Source organism: Streptomyces sp. NBC_01320, from assembly GCF_035974375.1.
Lineage (GTDB): Bacteria > Actinomycetota > Actinomycetes > Streptomycetales > Streptomycetaceae > Streptomyces > Streptomyces yanii.
The window spans coordinates 10,360,853-10,381,262 of sequence record NZ_CP108390.1; the positions used below are offsets into that span (position 1 = coordinate 10,360,853).

At 69.0% G+C, this 20,410-nt stretch carries 19 protein-coding genes and 3 pseudogenes; 9 read left to right on the top strand and 13 right to left on the bottom strand.

Annotated elements, in window-relative coordinates; all coding sequences use genetic code 11:
* Positions 1 to 66: 66 nt before the first annotated feature.
* Positions 67 to 239 (top strand): annotated as a pseudogene (locus OG395_RS47040) (zinc ribbon domain-containing protein); the annotation flags it as partial.
* 133 nt (positions 240 to 372) lie between these two features.
* Positions 373 to 780, top strand: coding sequence for a helix-turn-helix domain-containing protein (locus tag OG395_RS47045; RefSeq protein WP_327249684.1), 408 nt, complete (start codon positions 373 to 375; stop codon positions 778 to 780).
* A 290-nt stretch (positions 781 to 1,070) separates the two neighbouring features.
* On the opposite strand, the gene OG395_RS47050 is transcribed toward OG395_RS47045, so the two are convergent.
* The 3 genes from OG395_RS47050 to uriH all read right to left on the bottom strand — a co-directional run bounded on the left by OG395_RS47050 (position 1,071) and on the right by uriH (position 4,923).
* The gene (locus OG395_RS47050; protein WP_327248394.1) at positions 1,071 to 2,069 is read right to left on the bottom strand and encodes a ribokinase; all 999 of its coding nucleotides are present in this window, start codon (positions 2,067 to 2,069) and stop codon (positions 1,071 to 1,073) included.
* 440 nt (positions 2,070 to 2,509) lie between these two features.
* Positions 2,510 to 3,940, bottom strand: a complete 1,431-nt coding sequence (gene uriT, locus OG395_RS47055) for a uridine transporter UriT (protein ID WP_327248395.1) — start codon at positions 3,938 to 3,940, stop codon at positions 2,510 to 2,512.
* Positions 3,937 to 4,923 carry a uridine-preferring nucleoside hydrolase UriH gene (gene uriH / locus OG395_RS47060; protein ID WP_327248396.1) on the bottom strand — a complete coding sequence of 329 codons (987 nt, stop codon included), beginning with the start codon at positions 4,921 to 4,923 and terminating at the stop codon, positions 3,937 to 3,939. The genes uriT and uriH overlap by 4 nt, the downstream gene beginning before the upstream one ends.
* 155 nt (positions 4,924 to 5,078) lie before the next feature.
* Here uriH and OG395_RS47065 point away from each other — a divergent pair, with 155 nt between their 5' ends.
* A complete protein-coding gene (locus OG395_RS47065; protein WP_327248397.1) occupies positions 5,079 to 6,122 on the top strand; it encodes a LacI family DNA-binding transcriptional regulator in 1,044 nt (347 codons plus the stop codon).
* 139 nt (positions 6,123 to 6,261) lie between these two features.
* Positions 6,262 to 7,011, top strand: a pseudogene (locus tag OG395_RS47070) (transposase); the annotation flags it as partial.
* A gap of 38 nt (positions 7,012 to 7,049) precedes the next feature.
* Here OG395_RS47070 and OG395_RS47075 read toward each other — a convergent pair.
* Positions 7,050 to 7,712, bottom strand: a complete 663-nt coding sequence (locus tag OG395_RS47075; RefSeq protein ID WP_327248398.1) for an NADPH-dependent F420 reductase — start codon at positions 7,710 to 7,712, stop codon at positions 7,050 to 7,052.
* Positions 7,713 to 7,966: 254 nt separating this feature from the next.
* On the opposite strand from OG395_RS47075, the gene OG395_RS47080 reads away from it, so the two are divergent.
* On the top strand, positions 7,967 to 8,827 hold the full coding sequence (locus OG395_RS47080; RefSeq protein WP_327248399.1) for a LysR family transcriptional regulator: 861 nt from the start codon (positions 7,967 to 7,969) through the stop codon (positions 8,825 to 8,827).
* A gap of 208 nt (positions 8,828 to 9,035) precedes the next feature.
* On the opposite strand, the gene OG395_RS47085 is transcribed toward OG395_RS47080, so the two are convergent.
* Positions 9,036 to 10,292 carry an MFS transporter gene (locus OG395_RS47085; RefSeq protein ID WP_327248400.1) on the bottom strand — a complete coding sequence of 419 codons (1,257 nt, stop codon included), beginning with the start codon at positions 10,290 to 10,292 and terminating at the stop codon, positions 9,036 to 9,038.
* Positions 10,293 to 10,565: 273 nt separating this feature from the next.
* Here OG395_RS47085 and OG395_RS47090 point away from each other — a divergent pair, with 273 nt between their 5' ends.
* Positions 10,566 to 11,732 carry an FAD binding domain-containing protein gene (locus OG395_RS47090; RefSeq protein ID WP_327248401.1) on the top strand — a complete coding sequence of 389 codons (1,167 nt, stop codon included), beginning with the start codon at positions 10,566 to 10,568 and terminating at the stop codon, positions 11,730 to 11,732.
* A 46-nt stretch (positions 11,733 to 11,778) separates the two neighbouring features.
* Here the strand turns inward: OG395_RS47090 and OG395_RS47095 are convergent, their stop codons facing one another.
* Positions 11,779 to 12,120, bottom strand: coding sequence for a YciI family protein (locus OG395_RS47095; RefSeq protein ID WP_056627301.1), 342 nt, complete (start codon positions 12,118 to 12,120; stop codon positions 11,779 to 11,781).
* Positions 12,121 to 12,357: 237 nt separating this feature from the next.
* On the opposite strand from OG395_RS47095, the gene OG395_RS47100 reads away from it, so the two are divergent.
* Entirely contained in the window at positions 12,358 to 12,855 is a 498-nt protein-coding gene (locus OG395_RS47100; RefSeq protein WP_327248402.1) for a recombinase family protein, read from the top strand.
* Between the two features lie 7 nt (positions 12,856 to 12,862).
* Here OG395_RS47100 and OG395_RS47105 read toward each other — a convergent pair whose 3' ends face one another.
* From OG395_RS47105 to OG395_RS47115, 3 genes are all read right to left on the bottom strand, one after another.
* Positions 12,863 to 14,344 (bottom strand): hypothetical protein, encoded by a 1,482-nt coding sequence (locus tag OG395_RS47105; protein WP_327248403.1) that lies wholly within the window; start codon positions 14,342 to 14,344, stop codon positions 12,863 to 12,865.
* Between the two features lie 188 nt (positions 14,345 to 14,532).
* Entirely contained in the window at positions 14,533 to 14,868 is a 336-nt protein-coding gene (locus OG395_RS47110) for a helix-turn-helix domain-containing protein (protein ID WP_327248404.1), read from the bottom strand.
* Positions 14,865 to 15,944, bottom strand: coding sequence for a tyrosine-type recombinase/integrase (locus OG395_RS47115; RefSeq protein ID WP_327248405.1), 1,080 nt, complete (start codon positions 15,942 to 15,944; stop codon positions 14,865 to 14,867). The genes OG395_RS47110 and OG395_RS47115 overlap by 4 nt, the downstream gene beginning before the upstream one ends.
* Before the next feature lie 176 nt (positions 15,945 to 16,120).
* Here OG395_RS47115 and OG395_RS47120 point away from each other — a divergent pair, with 176 nt between their 5' ends.
* On the top strand, positions 16,121 to 16,285 hold the full coding sequence (locus OG395_RS47120) for a hypothetical protein (protein WP_327248406.1): 165 nt from the start codon (positions 16,121 to 16,123) through the stop codon (positions 16,283 to 16,285).
* Between the two features lie 43 nt (positions 16,286 to 16,328).
* On the opposite strand, the gene OG395_RS47125 is transcribed toward OG395_RS47120, so the two are convergent.
* The 4 genes from OG395_RS47125 to OG395_RS47140 form a co-directional block, all read right to left on the bottom strand.
* The gene (locus tag OG395_RS47125) at positions 16,329 to 17,189 is read right to left on the bottom strand and encodes a class I SAM-dependent methyltransferase (protein ID WP_327248407.1); all 861 of its coding nucleotides are present in this window, start codon (positions 17,187 to 17,189) and stop codon (positions 16,329 to 16,331) included.
* A gap of 9 nt (positions 17,190 to 17,198) precedes the next feature.
* On the bottom strand, positions 17,199 to 18,620 hold the full coding sequence (locus tag OG395_RS47130; RefSeq protein WP_327248408.1) for a Tn3 family transposase: 1,422 nt from the start codon (positions 18,618 to 18,620) through the stop codon (positions 17,199 to 17,201).
* Between the two features lie 363 nt (positions 18,621 to 18,983).
* Entirely contained in the window at positions 18,984 to 19,604 is a 621-nt protein-coding gene (locus OG395_RS47135) for a hypothetical protein (RefSeq protein WP_327248409.1), read from the bottom strand.
* Between the two features lie 289 nt (positions 19,605 to 19,893).
* Positions 19,894 to 20,019 (bottom strand): hypothetical protein, encoded by a 126-nt coding sequence (locus OG395_RS47140; RefSeq protein ID WP_327248410.1) that lies wholly within the window; start codon positions 20,017 to 20,019, stop codon positions 19,894 to 19,896.
* Between OG395_RS47140 and OG395_RS47145 the strand changes: the two are divergent.
* A pseudogene (locus OG395_RS47145) lies at positions 19,979 to 20,397 on the top strand (3-methyl-2-oxobutanoate hydroxymethyltransferase); the annotation flags it as partial. The gene OG395_RS47140 and the pseudogene OG395_RS47145 sit on opposite strands and share 41 nt — an antisense overlap.
* Positions 20,398 to 20,410 lie beyond the last annotated feature (13 nt).

The window sequence follows — 20,410 nt, forward strand, 5'->3', positions numbered from 1 at the left end:
CGAGGTAGAATGAAACGACTGTCCGAACTGTGAAGCCACGGCGGGGAGTCCGTGCCGCACACGCGGCGGAAGTCCGGGCTGAACCGTTCCATCAGCGGGGAGGCATGGGGCCGGACGGTCACCATGCTGACGTACAAGACCGCCCAGCTCGGCGGCACCCTGCACAAGGTCCCCGCCCCGGCACCTCCCAACGCTGCTCAGCGTGCGGCTTCACCACGCCCGGCAACCCGGAGATCCAGATCCGTGCTCGCCGTGCACGTGCTCCTGGCGCCGCGCGAGCGCGGCGGCGCCGCGAACCTCCGCGCCCGGCTCGTCGCCGACCTCACCGAGTGGCACACGTCCGACCGCACCGCGATCGCGGTCGGTCCGCTGATGCCGTCCCTGCAGGACGCCGCCCTCTCGCTGGGTGCCGCGCTGACGTGTCTGCGGCGCCCGACGCTCGCGTTCCGGGCCGGGGTGGTCGACGCCACCGAACTGGGCGCCGAGCGGTTGCTGCTCGACGACGAGCTGCGCACCCCCGCGGAGCGGCTCGTACGAGAGCAGCTCGGCCTGCTGCTCACCCTGCGCCACGAGGAACGCGAACTGCTGCTCACCACTCTGGAGACGTACTTCGAGTCCGGCTTCAACAAGACCCGCACGGCGACGGAGCTGCATCTGCAACGCCAGTCCCTCTACGCCCGGTTGCAGCGCGCCTTCGACCTTTTGGGCGGGGACCCGACCGGCACGCCTCGGGCGCTGGCCCTGCATCTGGCGCTGCGGCTCCATCGCCGACTCGGCTGACCGCGTTCCCGGCCCGGCCTGACCGGGGAGTGCGGGTCAGCCCTTGCTGGCGGCGGCGATCGTGACGGGAGGCTTTCCGGCACGCAGGCCGTCGGCAATGGGGGAGTGGCATGAGCCGAAAAGGTGTGCTCTCACCGAGGCAGGGGTCGATCCTCAGAGGCATCCGGAACTCGATCACCGAGCGTGGCGAGTGGCCGACCGTGCGGCAGGTCGGCGAGTGCGAGCCGCAGCACGTCGGAGCAGCGCCCCAGGGGGAGTTGGAGCAGATACCGCGGGCGGCAGCGGCCGAATCAGGGTGCCGGGGCGGCGGCATCGTCATGGTCGAGTGAGTCGAGCAGGGCTTGCAGTTCGGCGCTGGTCGGATAGGAGCTCTGGGTTCCGCGGCGGGTGGCGGCGTAGGCGGCGACCGCTGCTGCCGTGTGCGCGGCGTCGACGACGGTACGGCCGTCGGCAAGGCCCGCGAGTACCGCCCCGAGGAAGGCGTCCCCGCAGCCGGTGGTGTCGACAGCGCTGACGGTGATCGGCGCGATGCGGACGACAGGGGCGTGAGCGTCGGGGCCGACGTCGGCATGGTTCAGCACCATCGCGCCGCGGGCTCCTGCGGTCACCACCGTGCGGCGGATACCGAAGCGTTCGAACAGCACACGGCAGATGTCTTCCCACGGCTGTTCCGCCAGGTCGGCTCCCACCATGTCAGCGAGTTCGAGTTCGTTGAGCACGAGCAGATCGACCATGGCCAGCAGGTCCGGGTGCGGTGTGCGATAGGGCGAGGGGTTGAGCACGACCCGGCCTCCGGAGCTGTGGGCGATCCGAGCCGCGGTGAGGAGCACCCGGTCGTCGACTTCGAAGGCGAGGCCGAGTACTGCCGACTGGGCGATGGTCTCTCGGGCAATTTCGATGTCCCGGTCGCACAGGACGCCGTTGGCTCCCGGGGAGACGACGATGGTGTTCTCGCCTTCGTGGTCGATGGTGATCAACGCCGTGCCGGTGGCGACGTCCGAGAAGGACTGCACCCGGGAGGTGTCGATACCTTCCCGTTCGAGCGCGCCGCGCAGGATGCCGCCGTGCTCGTCGCGCCCGACAGCGCCCACCATGCTCACAGATGCGCCGAGGCGGGACGCGGCCACTGCCTGGTTGGCCGACTTGCCGCCGGAACCGATCACCAGTCCGCCGCCGCGGACGGTCTGTCCCGGCTGGGGCAGGTGCTCCGTGGCAACACTCAGGTCTGCGTTGATCGAGCCGACGACACATACGGCGTGCGTGCTGTGGAGAGAGGATGTCGTGTCCATGTGATTGTGCTTTCCGTTCGATCAATGCGATGGGTGCCGGGCTGCACCAGGTGCGGAGGGCGGTCCGCCTGCGGGTCCGGTGGGGTGGCCTGCGTTGGTTGTGTCGCCGCGCTCCCTTGCGCGTCCTGCGTCGCGGGGCGTCTCCCAGGTCGGCGGCTGCCTCCTCGGCCAGGAGCAGGCCATTCTCGCGATAGCGGCGGGTAGGGCGGATGCCGAAGTCGGTGACGCTGACCTGGATGTTCCGCTCCCGGGCCGGCAGCTCGATCTGCCTGCGGAGCGAGCTGCCGGCTTCCAGGACGGTTTACCTGCTGTCGGAGCGCGGACCGGCCATCATCTGCACCCTGCGCGCCGCCACGATCGACGAGGCGGGCTCGACGAACATCCGGCCGTTCGAGGGTCAGAAGCGTCAGATCCACGTGGGCAGGCCGAGGCGCTACCCGTCAGCGCGGCACCTCCGCTTCCACCGGGCGCGGGATGAGGAACGACACCGCAAGTGCCGCGAGGGTGATGAGGAAGCCGGCCAAGACGACGATCTGGTACGAGGTCCGGGTGTCGCCGAGCGACTCTGTGGCCTGGCGGACTGCGGGCAGAACGAGGAAGCTCAGGCCGGCACCGAGGTTGAACGCACCGGCATTCATGCCCGGCAGGAAGCCGGGGTTGGCCTTCGGCGAGAGGACGACACCGAGCCCGTTGAGCATGATGTTCGCGGTTCCCGCGTATGCGATGCCCAGGAGTGCCGTGCCCACCACCATGACGGGAAGGCTCGCCAGGCCCAGGAACGCGATGACCACGAGCGCCACGAGACTTCCGAGCAGACCGATCCGCAACATTTTTCCGTAACCGAGCACGGGGGCGAGACGGCCGCTGAACGGGCCGGCCACCCAGCCGAGCAGGGCGTAGGGGGTGAGGATGATCAAAGACATTTCCGTGGGACCGACCGCGAAGCCGGGCGCAGCAGCCTGAACATAGGCGGGCACGATCCCGTTGATCACCGCGAAGACGCCGGTCATGGTCATCACGGTCGTCAGCAACGGAGCCCACGTGGCGCGCTGGCGCAGATGCACGATCTCGACCATGGGCTGGGCCGCCCGCTTCTCCACCGCCCAGAAGCCCGCGAAGGCCGCGACGCCGAGGGCGGCCAGCAGTACCGAGACGAGGAGCGTGCCACTGTCGAACGCGGCGACGAGACCGGCCGCCTGGTTGAGCGCGACAAGAACGGCGCCGACGGCGACGACGATGCAGAACACCCCGGCCCAGTCCATCGATGTGCCGGCTCCCGGGCGGGTCTCAGGTGCCTTGGCCGCGACGAGGACGGCAGCGACGACGGCGAGGACCATCATGATCCAGAAGAGGCTGCGGAAGCCGAAATGCTCGGTGAAGTAGCCGCCGACGAACGAGTCAATCCCGGCCACGCCACCGTTCACGGCGGTGATGACGCCCAGGAGCGCCCCGTAGCGGCGGGGATCGTCCGTGGCAGACCGGAGCATCATGAGGCACAGCGGGACCGTAGGACCGGACACACCCTGGATGATGCGCCCCACGAAGAGCCAGCTCACATCGGGGGCCAGCGCAGCGATCATGGAGCCCGCGGCCATGAGCACCATCATCCCGACGAGGACGCGCTTGCGGCCCACGATGTCGCTCAGCCGCGGAAGGAACAGTGAGAAGAGCGCTGCAGCCGTGAAGAACCATGTCTGGCTCAGGTCGATCACGGCCTGGTCGGTGTGCAACTCGCGCTGCATCGACACAAGCGCGGGGCTGAGCATGGAGGCGTTCAGCTGGAACGCCACGCACGCTGCCAGGAGCGCTACGGTCAGGACGCCGGTGCTCGTAACCGTCTTGTTGATACGTGGGCTCGTCTGCACGCTCATTCTGCGGACACCTCCGAGGATGGCTCGCCGATGTTCCTCACGGCGTCGACGACGAGGTCCCAGAACCTCTCACGGTCCAGCTCGACGGCCACCGAGGTGTTGCAGCTCTCCGGTGCCGGGGAACGGAAATCGGCGACGGTCATACCGAGGGTGAGCGTGCCGGTGAGTTCGATGTCCACGGGGACGCGCCTGGTGGTCATGACCGTGGGGTCGATGACGTAGGCGACGGCGCACGGATCGTGCACGGGCGGGTGGTCGAAGCCCTGAGCATCCTTGTATGTCGCCGCGAAGAAGTCCACCAGCTCGACGACGAACTTCGCAGGACCCGTGCCGATCGCGGCGAAGCGCTCGACCACATCCGGCGTCGCGAGGGCTTGATGAGTGAGGTCGAGGCCCACCATGACGACAGGCCAGGACTCGTTGAAGACGATGTGAGCGGCCTCGGGGTCGATCTTGATGTTGAACTCGGCGACGGCGCTCCAGTTGCCCACGTGGTATCCGCCCCCCATGAGGACGACCTCGCGGACCCGCTCGACGATCCGCGGCTCCTTCCGAGCGGCCATCGCGATATTCGTCAGTCCCGCCGTGGGGACGAGGGTCACGGTTCCGGGCTCATGGGCCATGATCGTGTCGATGATGAGGTCGACGGCGTGACGCGGATCGAGCTCGAACGACGGCCTGCGAAGGTCGGGCCCGTCGAGACCCGAATCGCCGTGGATGTCCGGCGCGATCTCGATCGGGCGGACCAGGGGCCGGGAACAGCCGGCCGCGAACGGGACCCCGGTGATACCGGCGACGGCAGCCACGGACAGCGCGTTGCGTGTGACCTTCTCCAGTGTCTGGTTGCCGACCACGGTCGTCACAGCGAGTAGCTCGATGCTCGGGTTTCCGTGGGCCAGAAGGAGGGCCACTGCGTCATCGTGGCCGGGGTCGCAATCGAGGATGATCTTGCGCGGACTGGATTCATGCGGGGAAAGGGACATGGCGGGGCTCCGCGTCGTCGGGAACTGGGGCTGCTACACGCGGCCGGGGGGATCACACGACTGTGACACCGGTAAAGATTCACGTCAAGCGTTTGACGTCAAGCGTTTTACCCCTTGGTGAGGCAGGGCAGGACGCCCCCAGTACAATGCGGCACATGGATACGGCCGACGGCAGTCCGCTCCCCCGTCCCGCAGGCTCCCGGCGCGTGACGGCAGCGATGGTCGCGCACGAGGCGGGGGTCTCGACCGCCACCGTCTCACTCGTGGTCAGCGGCAAAGCGCGCGGGCGTGTCTCCGCCGCGAACAGGGAGAAGGTCGAGAACGCAGTCGCACGCCTGAATTACGTGGTGGACACCGCCGGCAGCTCCCTCTCCAAGGGGTTCAGCCCCGTGGTCGTACTCATCGCAACGGACGTCACCAACCCCTTCTACGCCGAGCTGATCTCCGCCGCCCGCGCGGCGCTCGGCGATCGGTACGAGCTGTTGTTGTCCGTGAGCGACCCCGGCAGCCCGACCGACCCTGCGAGCATCCGCCGCCTGATCTCGCAGCGCCCAGCAGGCTTCCTCATCGACGCCCCGAACGCGGAGCTGGTCGCGAGCCTTCCCGCCGGAACACGGGCCGTTCTGCTGGACGCCCCCGGGCTCAGCACCACCTGGCCCACCGTCAACCTCGACGTAGCGGGCGGCGCGGCCGAGTTGGCCCGCCATCTCGCGGACCTCGGCCACCGACGCGTCGCCTACCTCGACAGCGTCGTCGAGGCGGAGACCTTCCGGGTGCGACGCGCGGCGTTCTGCGACACGGCAGCGGATCTAGGGCTCGAGGCCGGCTATCAGGCCAGCTCGCTCACCGCTGTCGACGATGCCGCCAGTACCTTCGCGAAAGTCTGGCCCGCGTGGCAGGCCGCCGGCATCAGCGCGGCGGTCGGCTGCACCGACACCCACGCATACGGGATCCTTGCAGCCGCCCGCGCGGCCGGCGTGAGCGTCCCCGATGCACTCGCCGTCGCCGGCTTCGACGACCTCCCGTATTCGCGCCACATGAGCCCGAGCCTTACAAGCGTGAGCCTCCCCGCCCGCGAACTCGGCGACGCGGCAGGCAGGGCCCTGCGCGCGATCATCGAGGGCGGGAACCCCGGAGACCACCAAGTCATGCTGACAAGCAGGCTCATCCTCCGGGACTCGACCGTAGGGGCTCGGTAGTACGGCCCCTGGCCGGGCCGCTCGCGCCGGCCCACGGAAGCAACGCATTCCGGTCGGCCGATGAATGACGTTGCGGCAACCAGGTGCATCCACGGCAATGCGGGCCATGTGCAGGGCGAACTCGCGCAGCGCGCCGCCCCCGGCCGCGCTGGTGGCCTTCGAGCCGTGGAGGAACGGCCTCTGCCGTCCGGAGGCCCTTGAGGTCCTCAAAGCGGCTCCGACACCATCCCGCGCCGCTTTCCTGACGCGCACGCAGCTGCAGGCCGCGCTCAAGCGAGCCGGCCGCCAACGCGGCATCGCAACCGAAGCCGACCGGCTTCGCGACGTGTTCCGCACCGACTGGGCCCACCAGCCACTCGCTGTCGAAGACGCGCTCGGCCAGCAGATGCTCGCCCTTGTGATCCAGCTTGCAGCCGCCCGCACAGCCACCGACGACCTCGCGAAGGCGGTCGAAGAAGCATTCCCCCAGCACCCGGACGCTGAGATCACCCTCAGCTTCCCCGGCCTCGGCGTTCAGCTCGGCGCCCCGGTGCCGGCCGAGATCGGCGACGACCGCACCCGGTTCGCCGACGCCCGCGGCCTCAAGGCATACGCCGACTCCTCGCCCATCACCAGGGCCTCCGGCAAGAAGTCCAGCAACACCCGGCGGTGGGTCAAGAACGACCGGCTTAACCACACCGGCTACCTCTGGGCCTTCTCCGCCATCACCACCTCACCCGGCGCCAAAACCCACTACCGAAGGCGCCGCGACGACCACGGAGACTGGCACGCTGCCGCCCAGAGAAACCTCTTCAACCGCATGCCCGGCCGGCTCTACCACTGCCTCCAGCACCGCAAGCTGTTCGACGAACGAACCGCCTTCCCCATCGAACTCGCTGCCGCCGCTTGACGAGTGAGAACCCTGAGGCGTCTCACGGGTCAGTACACCTAGGCCCGGAAGTCCGACTTGCGCTCGGGTGAGGCGTCGGCGAGAGCCTTCGTCACGCCGTCGACGTCGGCGCGGAGCCCGTAGACCGGGCTGCCGGGCTGCTGGCGCCAGGAGTCATCGATCCCGCCGGCGTCGACAGTGTCGAAGCCGAGTTCATCGATCAGGGCGCGGACCCTCGCCTTGGCGGTCTCGTCGTCCGAGGCGACGGGCAGCGCGATCCGCTCGGGGTGCCCGGCTGGCCGCGGCATGGCGAGGATGTCCTGGGCGAGGGTGCCGTTGAACGCCTTGACGACCGGATGGCCGAGGTTCTGCTCGGTCCAGCGGCTCTCGGTCAGGCCGTCTTCCTCGATCGCGGCGATCCGTCCGTCGCGCTCCTTGGGGTAGTAGTTGCCGGTGTCGATGACGGCGAATCCTTCGGCCGCGCCGTCGAAGAGGCCGGAGGGCAGGCCGGGGACCCGCCTGAGCGGGATGGTCACCACGACGATTTCCGCGCCGCGGGCGGCTTCGGCGGCAGTGACCGGGGTGGCACCGGTCTCCTCGGCCAGGGCGACCAAGGTCTCGGGGCCGCGGGAGTTGGCCACGGATACGTCGTGCCCGAGCGCGGTGAGGCGACGGGTGAGATTGCCGCCGATATTGCCTGCTCCGATGATGCCGATCTTCATGAGCTGTCCTTCGAGAGTGGTTCGGTATCCGGCGTCGGCATCCAGCGTCGGTCAGACGGGGCTGCTGAGCGCGCCGAACTCGCCGTCGGTGAGGGTGATGAGCGCGGACACCGGTGTGCGCCGAGGGCGCCGACTGCGCGGGGCTTGCGGGCGAGATGTCACGAGTTCTGCAGCGGATACGATGAATTGTGGGTGCGGTGATCTCGTAGAGAGATGATTCGCGGGGATGCCGAATCGGAGAGGCGGCGAGGGCCATGGACCTGCGGCAGATGGAGGTTGTCGTCGCGGTCGCCGAGGAAGAGGGGTTCACGGCGGCGGCGCAGCGGCTGCATGTCGTCCAGTCCGCGGTGTCGACAACGGTCCGTTCGCTGGAAAAGGAGCTGGGCAGCAAGCTGTTCGAGCGCACCACGCACCGGGTGACGCTGACCCCTGCCGGTGAGGCGTTCGTACCGGCGGCACGTACGGCGCTGCGGGCTGCCGAGCAGGCCCGGGCCGCAGTCGATGCCGTGCGGGGGGAGCTTCGGGGGCGTGTCACCGTCGGCACGATGCAGGGCGTCTGGGCCGGACTCCACCGTGCTCTGGCGAGCCTGCGGGCGGAGCACCCGGGCGTGGTGGTCAACCTCCGGCAGGCGGCGGTGGCCGATATTCGGCAGGCGCTGCGTGAGGGCACGGTGGATCTGGCCGTTGTCGCATTCGATCGTCAGCAGCAACGGGGTTTGGTGACCCGGCTGCTGTCACGCGAGGAGATGGTGTTGTTGGCCTCGCCTGAGCGGGCTTTCGCCGATGACTCCCTGGTGACGTTCGCGGAAGTCGCACGTCTGCCCTTCGTGGACTTCACACCAGGCTGGGCGATCCGTTACGCAGTGGACCGGGCCTTCCGCGCGGCTCTCGTCGAGCGCAGTTACACCTTTGAGGTGAACGACATTGTCGCTGCGTCCGAACTCGTCCGGCACGATCTGGGCGTGTGCATCATGCCGGAGTCGATTGCCGCACGTTTCCCCGATCTGGCCGCGCGCCGATTCGCCCAGCACGCGCCTGGCTGGAAGGTCATGGTGGCGCGGCCCCGCGGCGAAGCGCCTCCGGCGGTTGCGGCACTGCTGCGGCATATCACGTAAGGCAGTGTTCCCCCGGATACGTCCGTGACCGCTGGTATCGGAGCTCGCAGGGAGTGGCTCGTTGTAGGGCGAGGGTCGGCGTGGTTGGTCCCGTGAACAACACCCTGTCCGTCCAGGACACCGCACCCGCTTCAGCCGGGAGGGGCGTCTTCCTGGGCTGAAGCGAGTGCGTCCTGTGGTCGGCAGTGGCCTGTGGTGGCCTGGCGTATCAACGTGCCGTCGGTGGTGTGTCGGGGTCAGCGTGTGGTTCGGGCTTGTGCCCGCGTTCCGTGGTCCAGTAGAGCAGGGCCAGGACGGGCAGGGCGGCACCGAGGATGGTGAGCGCGCTCCAGCCTCCGGCGTGGTAGACGATCGAGCCGAGCTGGGAGCCGGCGGCGCCGCCGAGGAAGAAGGTGGCGATGAACGCGCTGTTGAGGCGTGCGCGTGCGTTCGGATCGAGCTGGTAAATGGTGTGCTGGCCGAGGATGAGGGTGGTCTGCACCGCCATGTCGATCAGGATGGCGGCCAGGGCGATCAGGATGATGCTGTGCTGGCCGAAGCCCGCGAGGGCGAAGGCGACCGCTGCGACGGCGAAGGCGACGCCGGTCATGGGGCGAACGAGCTTGCGGTCGGCCCAGTGACCCGCCACAGGTGCGATAGCGGCGCCGGCCGCGCCGACGAGGGCGAAGATGCCGACGCCCACCGGGGAGTAGTGGAAGTGGGGGCCGGTCAGGACGAAGGAGACAGTGGTCCAGAAGGCGCTGAAGACGGCGAACATGGCCGCCTGGTAGAGGCCACGGCGCAACAGCGCGGGGTGTGTGCGCACCAGCTGGACGGTGGAGCGCAGCACGTGGTGGTACGGGATGGTGGTGGTCGGGGCATGATGAGGCAGGGCCGCGCGCAAGGCCACCGCGAGCACGGCCATCAGGACGGCGGAGCCGAGGAAGACGACGCGCCAGCCGGCGAGGTCGGAGACCAGACTGCTCAGGGTGCGGGAGAGCAGAATGCCGGTGAGCAGACCGCTCATCACCCGGCCGACGATGCGGCCCCGGGCATGGTCGGGCGCGAGGCTCGCCGCGAAGGGCACCAGGATCTGGGCGACGACCGAGGTGGCGCCGCTGACCAGCGAGGCGATCAGCAGCATCGGGAAGCTGGTGGCAAGGCCGGCCGCCACGAGGGCGAGGGTCGTGACCGTCAGCAGGGCGGTGACGAGGTTCCGCTTCTCCAGCCGGTCGCCGAGCGGGACCAGGAAGAGCATGCCCACCACGTAGCCGACCTGGGTGAGGGTGATCAGTGCGCCGGCGGTGGCCGTGCTGGTGTGGAAGACGCTGCTCAGCGAGGACAGCAGGGGCTGGGCGTAGTACAGGTTGGCGACGGTCATACCGGAGGCGACGGCCAGGAGCGCGACCAGCCATCCGGGTACGCCGTGCGTGGCCTTTGCGGTGGTCGGCCGGTGTGGGACCTGGAGCTGAGTGGATGCGGACACGGACACCTTCTCGGGAGTGAGCAGCGGATGCGGCTCGGGCAGAACACTGGTCGGTGTCTGAGCAGCGTCCTTGCTGCTCGGACTGACACTCCAGCGTCTGGCGCACTGCATTGCTTCCCCCAACAAGGAGATGATTCGTGATGACGGTTATCTCGATTGCAGATGTCAGAAGCCCGAGAGGACGAGATGCCCTGGGCGCGCCGTGGCTTCGGTCCGCCGCAGATGCGACGATCAATGGTGCGGACGCCGCCCGCGGAACAGCGGAGGTTCACGATGGGTGAGAGGAACGCCTTCAAGGCGCTGATCATCGGTGGATCCGTCGGAGGTTTGGCGGCAGCGCACGAACTGGGATCCGCCGGTGCGGACGTCGCTGTCTACGAACGGTCAGCCGGCCGGACCGAGCCCCGCGGGGCCGGGATCGTCATGCAGCCTGAGGTCGAGATGCTGCTGGAGCGGCTGGGATCGTCCGCGCGATCCGTGGGCGTCCCCCTGCACGAACGCCAGCAACTCCACATCGACGGCAAGGCAGAGCGCTACGAAGCCCCGCAGTTGATGACTTCCTGGGACACCCTCTACCGCGCGCTTCGCGATCCGCTCACCGAGGTGTGCTACCGCCTGGACAGCTCGCTCGCCCGTGTGCGGGTGGAAGGCCATGACGTCACGGCTGCGTTCTCCGACGGATATACCGTGCGTGGCAACTTCCTCGTCGGTGCCGACGGAATCGGATCGGCCACGCGAAGACTTATCGACCCCGCTGCTCGTCCCGTGTACGCGGGCTACGTGGCCTGGCGTGGACTGGAGTCCGAATCCCGGGTGCCGGACGACTTGCTGGAGCTTCTTTCGGACCGATTCACATTCTTCGGTTCGCGTGGCATGCAAATGCTTTGCTATCTGGTTCCAGGGCCCAACGGCGAGCTGGAGGAAGGGGCGCGGCGGGTCAATTGGGTGTGGTATGTGAATGTTTCCGAGCGCAATCTTTCGAGGCTCATGACGGGACGCTCCGGAGAGCAGTTCGCACATTTCTTGCCGCCAGGGGAGCTGATGCCGGGGACGGTTGAGGAGGTCGGTGCCCAGGCGGATTCCTCCTTGCCGCCGCAGTTCGCCAGACTTGTTCGGCTGTCAGAAGTCTTCATGCAACCGGTATTCGACCTCCCTCCCTACCGCATGGTGGCCGATCACGCGGCCTTGATAGGGGATGCTGCGGGAACGGTCCGGCCGCACACTGCTTCAGGAACATCCAAAGCGTTCGGTGACGCTGCCGGCCTCGCCGCAGCGATGAACGGGTGGACGCCCTCGAAGGCGCTTCCCGCCCGGAGCCTCGAAGAATGGGAGGTCCGGCGGCTGGCACACTTGGCCAGGCTGTCGGAGATCGGAATCGAGTTGGCGGTGACATCCTCGCTCGGAGTGGTGAACGGCCGTCAGTTCTTCGACTCGGAATGACCATGGGCGCGCGACGCACGACCGACTCTGGCTGAGGTTGCCCTCGTCAGCTGGCCGGGTCGTACTGGAACTGCCGGACCTCTTGCGAGCAGCGGCAGGCGACGGCGATCTTCGCGGCCCACTCGAGTGCCGCCTCCCGTGAGGGCAGCTCGAGAACGGTGTAGCCGCCGTTGGGCACCTTGTGGCCTGGATACGTGCCCTCGGTGACGGTGCCGTCACCGGCCACGAGCACCGGGTCTACGTCCTCATCGATCCCGCCGCCGAAGACGTACACGCCCGCCGCCTTGGCCTCGTCGATGACGGCATGCGAGGCTTCGACCACCGCCTCGAAGTCCTCCTCGGGGAACACCATGGCCTCACCGGGGAAGGAGATCAGGTACTTCGTCATTCGAGGACTCCTCTGCTCCGGCGGCGCCATCCGTCGGCTCTTGTCTGCGGCACCGCTCTGGTGCCCAGCCCGATTATGGCTCCGGCGCCCGACATGTGGTTCCATCCCTCTTCTTCGGAGGGAATCCCCGTCTTCAGGCGGGGAGGGAATCCCGTCCTGAACCCTGCGGCGCGGAGCGCCGCGGTTTCGCTCCGCAGTGCCTCGCCCGCGGAGCCGTTCAACGTCCGCACCTCCGCCGTGCGCAAGCCCGGCTCGGCCTGGATCGAACTGCCCCGCCCCGCAGGCGCCGGCACCGAGCCAGCCGGTCACGTACGCCTGGAGTACGCCCGCGCATCCACCGCCCGGCAGTCCCTCGAATCCCAACTCGGCTCCCTTGCCGAAGCCGGGGTCACCCGGATCTTCTCCGAGAAGATCTCCACCCGCGCCACCCATCGCCCTGAACTGGACAAGGTCGTCGCCCTCGCCGGCGAACTGCGTGCCTCCGGCGTGCGCGTCACCCTCGTCGTCCACGAGCACAAGCGGCTCGACCGCGGCATAGAAGAAAGGCCAGCACCCCTCACCCGCGACCGTCATGCGCATGCTGCGCGAGCACGACGAACAGACCACCGCGCCTTTGACGTCGTAGGAGACTGGCTGCCCTCGACCTCCGGTCAGAGGGCAAGATCATTCCTTAGCGTTCAATCCAGCAGCATTACCGGCGGGACCCCTGGACTCCCGCGAGTTCAGGCGAACTGAAGGTTCTTCAGCGCGAACCCGAGGGTCCGTTGCCCGGATTCCGGGGGATGGACCCTCGGGTTCGCGGGAACTCAGGTGAATCGGATTCGACGGACTGCTCCAGGAGAGCGCGGGCGGAGTCCGCGTAGCGGATCGCGGTCTTCTCGTCCATGCCGAAGACTTCGGCGAGGTGGAGTGGATCGGGCCCGTGGACGAGGGCCTCCTCAAGTTGCCGGTCGATGCGGAGCCGGTCCAATGTGGCTCTCTGGCCGCGCAGTTCGCGCTCGATCCACCAACTGCTGACCGGGTCTGTCTCCAGCGCGGTGTTCATGTTAATGATCAGGTGCGGGTTGGCGGTGCTCGGCCAGCGGCGGCGCCGGTGCTCCAGCCAGGCCAGCAGAAGCTGCTGGGTGAGGTCGTCCAGCGGATGGGTGCGTCCGGCGACGGTGATCCGGCGGTTGCCCAGGTCGGCATCGTCGAGTTGCAGGGCGTGGATCGCCCCGGGCCGGGCCGCATGGACTGCGGCGAGGGCGACGGCCAGGCGGCCGGCGGGCGAAGCGACCACCTCGGCAGAGCGGGCTACCTGATGCGGCAGCAGCGGCTGCAGCACGGGGGCGGCGGCCTGGCCGACCTTGATCCGGGAGGTCGGGTTGCGGAAGATGACGCCGTTCTTCTTGGCCCAAGCGAACAGCGACCGCAGAGCGACCAATGCCTGGTGGCGGTCCCGTCCCTGGAGCGTCTTGACGTGGGCCAAGACTTCGTCGCGGGTCACCTCACGCAGGTGGTCGTGGCCGGCCGACCACTCCAGCAGGGCCGGGCGAATCGCCGTGAGGTAGATCCTCACCGTGTCTGGGTCGCGGGCGAGGGTGCGCGGGCCGCCATCGTGCAGGGTCCGGGCCCACTTCTCGGTCTCCCGCCGGATGCCCGGGGCTATCCCGTCGAGTTTTGCCTCCAGCCAGTCCTCGAAGGGCGGACGCCGGTCGTTCAGGAAGATCTCCATCGCCTGAAGGACCTCGGTGGTGCGCTCGATGCTCAGGTTCAGTGCTCGCAGCGGGGAGAAGATCTCCGAGTGCCGGATCATGTCTCCCTCGGCGTACTCAGACAGCAGCATGACCAGTGCCCGGTCCACGTCCTGGCGTACTGCCCTGGGCCAGCCGCGGGCCTCGGCCAGGCCGTGCGCGAGGTGCCGAGCCCAGGCCAGCCAGCCGCTGGTGGTGGTGTCCGCCCGCCCTGGGTCGAAACGGTGGTAGTCGCGGCGGGCCCCGTCGAACAGCACCGGCTGGATCCATCGGGAGTACGGTCGCGCCGCAGGCGGCGGCGGAGGCTTGCGCGGTGCACCTCGGCGGTCATAGCGCCGGGGCGGAGTCGTGCGGGCGCCACGCATCGACAGCATGTCGGCGAAGAAGAGCTGCTGATGGCGCCCGACACCGTCCAGAAAGTGCACGGCCGTGGCAGCCCCGTGCAGTCGGCCGGTCGCCCGAGCGTCGGCGCGGGCCTGGCCCCAGCACAACCGGCAGTACTCCTTGCGGACGGGCTGCAGCCGCCGGCAGCCCCGGCACCGGCCGACCGTGTGGTCACGGGCGAACAGGTAGCAGGCTTGGCAAAGCCCGCGGACGAACGGGCGCTGGACTCGGCCCCAGGCCAGACAACTCTCGCAGCTGGCCGGACCCGACACGCCCCGACGCCGGGCTTTCGCCCTCATGCCGGCGGCAGGGAACGGCCGTCACGACGCTTGGGCACGACTGCCGGGGCCACCGCCGAGCCAGCCGCTGACGCGGCAGCCTGCTGGCCGGTCTCCTCACCGGGACGGGTGACCTTGTCCGGCTCGGGGATCAGCAGGTCGCCGATCTCGCAGCCGAGGACGACACAGATGACGTCCAGGTCCTCCAGCTTGAGGGAGACCGGCTGGCCGGACCACAGCCCGGACATCTTCCCAGCCGAGATCACCAACCCGTGCTCGGCCAGGCCCCGTTGGAGCTCGGACGCCTTCCAGATATTCTTGTTCGCGGCCGTCAGCCGCAGGTTCCACCTCATCGGATGAGCCCTTCCAGCCGCTTCGCGGCCCGCTCGGTCCCGACGGCCCAGGCGTCCTCGACCCGGGTCTGCTGGACGTGGACGTATCGCATCGTCGTAGCGATCCAGGAATGTCCTAAAACCTCCTGAATTGCAAGCAAGTCCAGGCCGTTCTCATAGAGTTGGGACGCGCAGAAATGCCGCAGGACATGCGGCGTCAGCCTCTCGCCCCACCCCGACAGATGCATCTTGGCCGCGCCCTTGAGCCCGCCGCGCAGGGCGTCGTCGCCCACCCGGCGCGAGGAGCCGTCGGCGTTCTTGCGCTCGGAGGGGAACAGCGGGGCGCCGGGGCGGGTGTGGTCATCGTCGAACTGGCCCCACACGTCCTCGATGAACCACCGCAGTGTCCGGTCGGCGCCGTTGATCAGCGGCACCATCCGCTCGCGCGGCCCGGAGCCGCGGGCGCCCTTGCCGTGGCGGACGTGGAGCTTGCCGAAGCGGCCCAGGTCCCACTTGATGTCGTCCAGGTCGAGCTTGCACGCCTCGCTCACCCGGAGGCCGACCTGGGACATCAGCTTCGCCGCGGTGTAGTTCCGGGCGGTCGGGGCGAACTTCCGGCAGGTCGCCAGCTCACTGCCCCAGCCGGTGAACAGGACCCCGACCTCCGGCTCGGTCGGAGGGATCCGCAGCTGGGCGTCCTTGGCCCCGCGCGGCCGGTTCATCTCGTCGATCGGGCACTCGACCACGCGGCCGGTCATGCGGTGGAGTTCGACCTTGTGCCGAAGCTCCAGGAACATGAAGTACGTGGTCAGCGCCTGCGACCTGGCCAGGCGGGTGCCGCTCGGTGAGTTCCGCAGGACCTTCCCGAAGTACGCGTCGGCGTCGGCGGGCTCCATGTCCCACAGCGGCCGGCCGAACCAGGTCCTGATCTGCTCCAGGTGCCCGACGTCCCCGCGGATGGCGCCGTCAGCCAGGCCCGCCGAGGCCCTCGCCAGGACGAACCCGGACAGCACGTCCGTCTCGAACCGCTCCAGCTCCTCCGCCGACGCGGGCGCCCAGTGCTCACGCAGGTCCCGTACGACTGCCAGCGCCGCCAACCCGAGCCTCCTCGCCTTCGGCCCGACTGCGGATTGGTCGGACGAGGTGAGAACGCTTCAAGAATCCCGAAGTTACGTCACAAGGCCGCAGGCCACTCGAAGGAGGAAGAACCCCCTGGCCACGGGGGCAGGAGCTCAGCGGGGCTCAGGGGAACTCGCGGGATGTCGCACATTCCGTGCCGCTCTGGCGTCAGGCATCGCTGGTGGTCGGTGTCGATCCCTCGGTGGCGATGCTCTCTCAGGCCGGGCGGTTCATCCCCTACCTGGACCGCAGCGGCGTGTCTCAGCGGCTGAACGGCAAGCCGTTCCTCGCCCCGGGCGTGGCCAGCGTGCCGGCCTAGCGGACCGCAGGGACGGACAGTCGAAGGCCGGCCTTCGTCGTGCTCAGTGCGCGGCGCGCACCGCCGAGACCAGTCCGCCGGCGCCCTCGTCCTGCTGCGACGGGGTGAGCACCGGACGCCCGTAGGCCTCGGCGCGCTCACGCAGGGTGAAGGTCTCCGCCTCCCAGCCGAGGCCGTCCAGCCAGCCGACCGGGTCCTCCGGCATCTCCCAGACCCACATCGACGCTGCCGATCCCGGAGCGGCGTCCCCGCGGAAGCGTTCGACCACACCGCGCGAGCCCAGTGTCACGCCCATCCTGCTGCCTGCAGCGGACAGCGCGCCGACCCGTTCGAGCAGCGACTGCACCGCGTCCTCGGGCAGATAGATCAGCAGTCCCTCGGCGATCCACACCGTCGGCTGCGCCGGATCGTGCCCGGCCGCGGCCAGGGCGCCGGGCCAGTCCTCGCGTAGGTCGACCGGGACGGTGATCCGCTCGCAGCGCGGAACGGCCCGCTCCTGACGCAGCACCGTGGCCTTGAAGCCCAGCGGTTCGGCCGTGTCGACCTCGAACAGCCGGGTCCCCGCAGGCCAGTCCATCCGGAAGGCCCTGCTGTCCATCCCGGCTCCGAGCAGCACGACCTGTCGGACACCGGACGCGACCGCCCGGTCCAGCAGGTCGTCCAGGAACTTCGTCCGGATGACAATCGAGAAGGCCACACCGAGCCAGCGGCGCCGCGCCGCCTCGTCCGCGCGCGGGGGCGGCGGCGTCCCGGGGCCTCTCCCGCCGGCCGTGGCGAAGGCCAGCGCCAGAGGGTCTCGGAATAGCGGCTGCTCGCGTGCCGTCTCCATTGCCCTCACCCGGGCCACGCTCACGGCTGTGGCCCACACCCCGGACGGCTCGACCGGTCCCGCCGCATCAGTCATGCGTTCAGCCTAGCTAGGCCGCCGGGGCGTTACACCGACGCGGTGGGAAACAGCGCTCCGGGGGCCAGGTCCAACCTGGTGGCGACGACGTCCTCGGGCGGGGTGAGGTCCAAGTGCCAGTCGCCGAAGCGGCGTATCGTGCGCGTGATCAGCGGGCTGACGGTGGCCAGGTCGTCGGGGTCCACGAGATGGCCCTCGGCGGCATCGGTAATGTCCAGCGCGGTGGAGTAGATCGCGCAGTTGGCGATCAGCTCGTTGCCCGAACCCGCCGTATCTGACGTGGGACTCGGCCCGCAGGCTGTCTCCCCAGGTGTCGATCTGCGAGCCGTCGGTGGCCGCGGTCGACCCGTCGCCCCACATCGCGGCGACATCCAGCTTCGCGAAGGCGTTGAGCACGTCCGCCGACGCCTTGTAGATCTTGTCTGGGGTGGCGTGCTTGTTCCCGGCCGTGTAGATCTCGTGGGCGCTGACCCCGCGCATGTGCCGGGCGACCTCGGTCGGCCCGAGGTTCCCTCCGTAGGCGAACGCGGTCACCACGTACCGGCCCAAGGTGTCTCGGATCTTCGGATCGGAACCGGAGGCCGGGCCGAAATGCCGCGGCCAGCCGGTCAGGTGGGCGGTGCGGGCCAGGATGTCCAGCCGCGCGCGGTCGGGCAGCCGGTCCAGCACTGCGGCCTCCAGCGCGATCGCAGCCGGCCGCCGCTCGGCGCCCTTGCGCCGCGCCAGCACCGGCCGTCCACTCTCCAGGCGCAGGTCGGTGTTGGCCGGGTAGCCCGCATCGACCTCCGTGGCCGTCTTCGTCAGCAGCGCCCGGTAGTGCGCCGCCAGCGCCTTCGTGTCGGTCGGGATGCCGGCCTGGGTGCAGAACTCTGCGACCTTGTCCTCGCACTCCTCCCAGCTCATCAACTGGGCGTGAAGGTTGGCGTAGGAGTCCGAGCCGACCGCCGCGATGTCCCCGGACCGCGGTTCGGCGGCCGGATGGGAGAACACGCACACCTCCAGGTGCCGGCGGGCCAGCATCCCCGGCCGCCGCCGGTCGCGCAGCGTGCGCCTCCACAAGGGTCCTGCGAAGGCGTCGACGTCGACCGTCAGGACCACGTCCTTGCCGTCGCGCTTGACGGTGACGCTCTCCTCGATCCACTCCGCGCGCCGGTCCAGATCCCGGTTGGCCTTGACGAACTCCAGCGCGTGCAGCACCGACCGCTCCGCGGACGTCGCCCCCAGTTCGGGGTCGGCGTGCACCTCGGCGGTGTGCCGCCACTCGGTTGCGCCCATGACCTCGTGATCCTGCTCGGCGCGCGCCGCCGTGGTCAGTGCCAGGTCCTCGTCACCTCGACGCCGGAGCGCCACCCGGCGGGCGCCCCGAAGCGCGGCCGGTGTCGCCTTCGGGTTGTTCAGCAGGTCCGACAGGTTGGTCTCCACCACAGTCATTGGCTGAGGTGTGACAAGTCTGGGGGAGGGGGAGTGTCGGCCTGCCTCGCTCCTCGGGGTGAAGACTTGAGATCGTGTTCAAGGCAAGGGGGCCGGCCGGAACCGAAGGGGGAGGATCACCCGATGCCGGTGAAAGTTGGCAGACCGAACTGCGACGTACGCCGTGAGGATAAGGACCAGTACGGTGCATGCGGCAAATGCTGGGCCTGGTAGACGCGGTTCGCTCGATGGCGCGGGCGACGGTGTGAGGAGGCCCAGTCCCGGAACGCTGTACGCCAACTGGGCCCTGCGCGCTGAGGTTGCGGCCGGGGCGCCACCGGACCGTCCTCTGGTGGCGGTGAGACGGGCTCTCCTGCGGGGTGCTCAGCCGGCCACTGCTTCCTGCTGAGGCTTGGCGGCAGCAGGCTTTGATGCGGCCGCGGCGGTGTAGAAGACGGACGAGCCCTGCTTGGTACGCTCTGCCTGGCTCTTGGCGACCAGCCCTTCGAGGGTGGTACGCACAACGGTGGTCTTGACGCCGCGGTCAGGGTAAGCCTGCGTGAGGGCGGCGGAGATTTCGGTGGCGGACCGCGGCTCGCTCTGCTGCTCCAGGTGATCGCGGATCAGGTTGACGAGGGTCGGCTTAGTGTCTGTCTTGGGTGCCTGTGCGGACGAGGCCTTGGCGGCGCTCTTCTTGGATGCCGTCGCCTTTGCACTCGTGGCGGCCGCCTTCCTTGGCTTGCTCCGCTGGTCGGCGGTGGCCTGGCGCGGCAAGGTCGGCGTGGCCGTGGTGTCTGCCTCGCCGGCGGCGCTCGCGCCGCCGAGTGCCTCCTGCATGCTCACCAGCACGGAGTGGTCGTGTTGCAAGGCACCCAACTGCTCCTGCAGCGTGCCGATTTCCGCACTGATACGTTCCTGCTCTTTGACGTTGCGCTCAAGGTCGCCCGTCACCTGGGCGAGGTACTGCGACGTCAGTCCTGTGGTGTGGGGCTGAATTTCAGACATGGCATGGTCCCTTCGGCAGCTCGCGGGTACGGGGGTGAAAGCACGAACCCCGTCCGCGAGCGGGTGGAGGCGGGTGACCCGTCTGCGCTGACTGGGACACCCGCAGGACACAACTGCCGCAATGTGCAGCAGTGTCTAGAGATAGTACTCACGAGTAGAGCCCAGATGTGCCAGTCGAGTGAAGTCTCACTCTCCCTTTCAGGGTGGCAGCCAGCCGCCCGCTGGTGCGACCGACGCCCGCCCTAACTGCCCCTGGACGTGATAGGTCCGGCATCCCAGACACAATGCTTCAGCCGGGCGGCGCACGGCAGCCGTCGTCGCGGTCGCCGACGTCGTCGATGCGGAGTTGGTGGACGACGACGTAACCGGCGCCGAGGCTGCTGACCCGGTCCGGGATCCCGATGATGGCGCACATCGGGTTCACCCCGCAGTCGAGCACAGCCTCGGCGGCTACCGGGTGCAGGGCCGGGGTGAGGACGCGCAGCGGCTGGTGTCCGCGGCGAAGGCACTGGAGGCGGCCGGCGCGTTCGCCGTGCTGATCGAGATGGTGCCCGAGGAGGTCGGCTCGGAGATCACGCAGAGCGTGGCGGTGCCAACGGTCGGCATCGGTGCCAGGAACCGCTGTGACGCGCAGGTGCTCGTGTGGCAGGACATGGCCGGGCTGCGCACGGGGCGGCTTCCGCGCTTCGTGAAACAGCACGCCGACGTGCACGGCGTACTACTCAATGCCGCCCGGGACTTCGCGGCCGATGTGACGGCGGGTACGTTCCCGGCACCGGAGCAGACCTTCTGACGGCGGGAGTGCG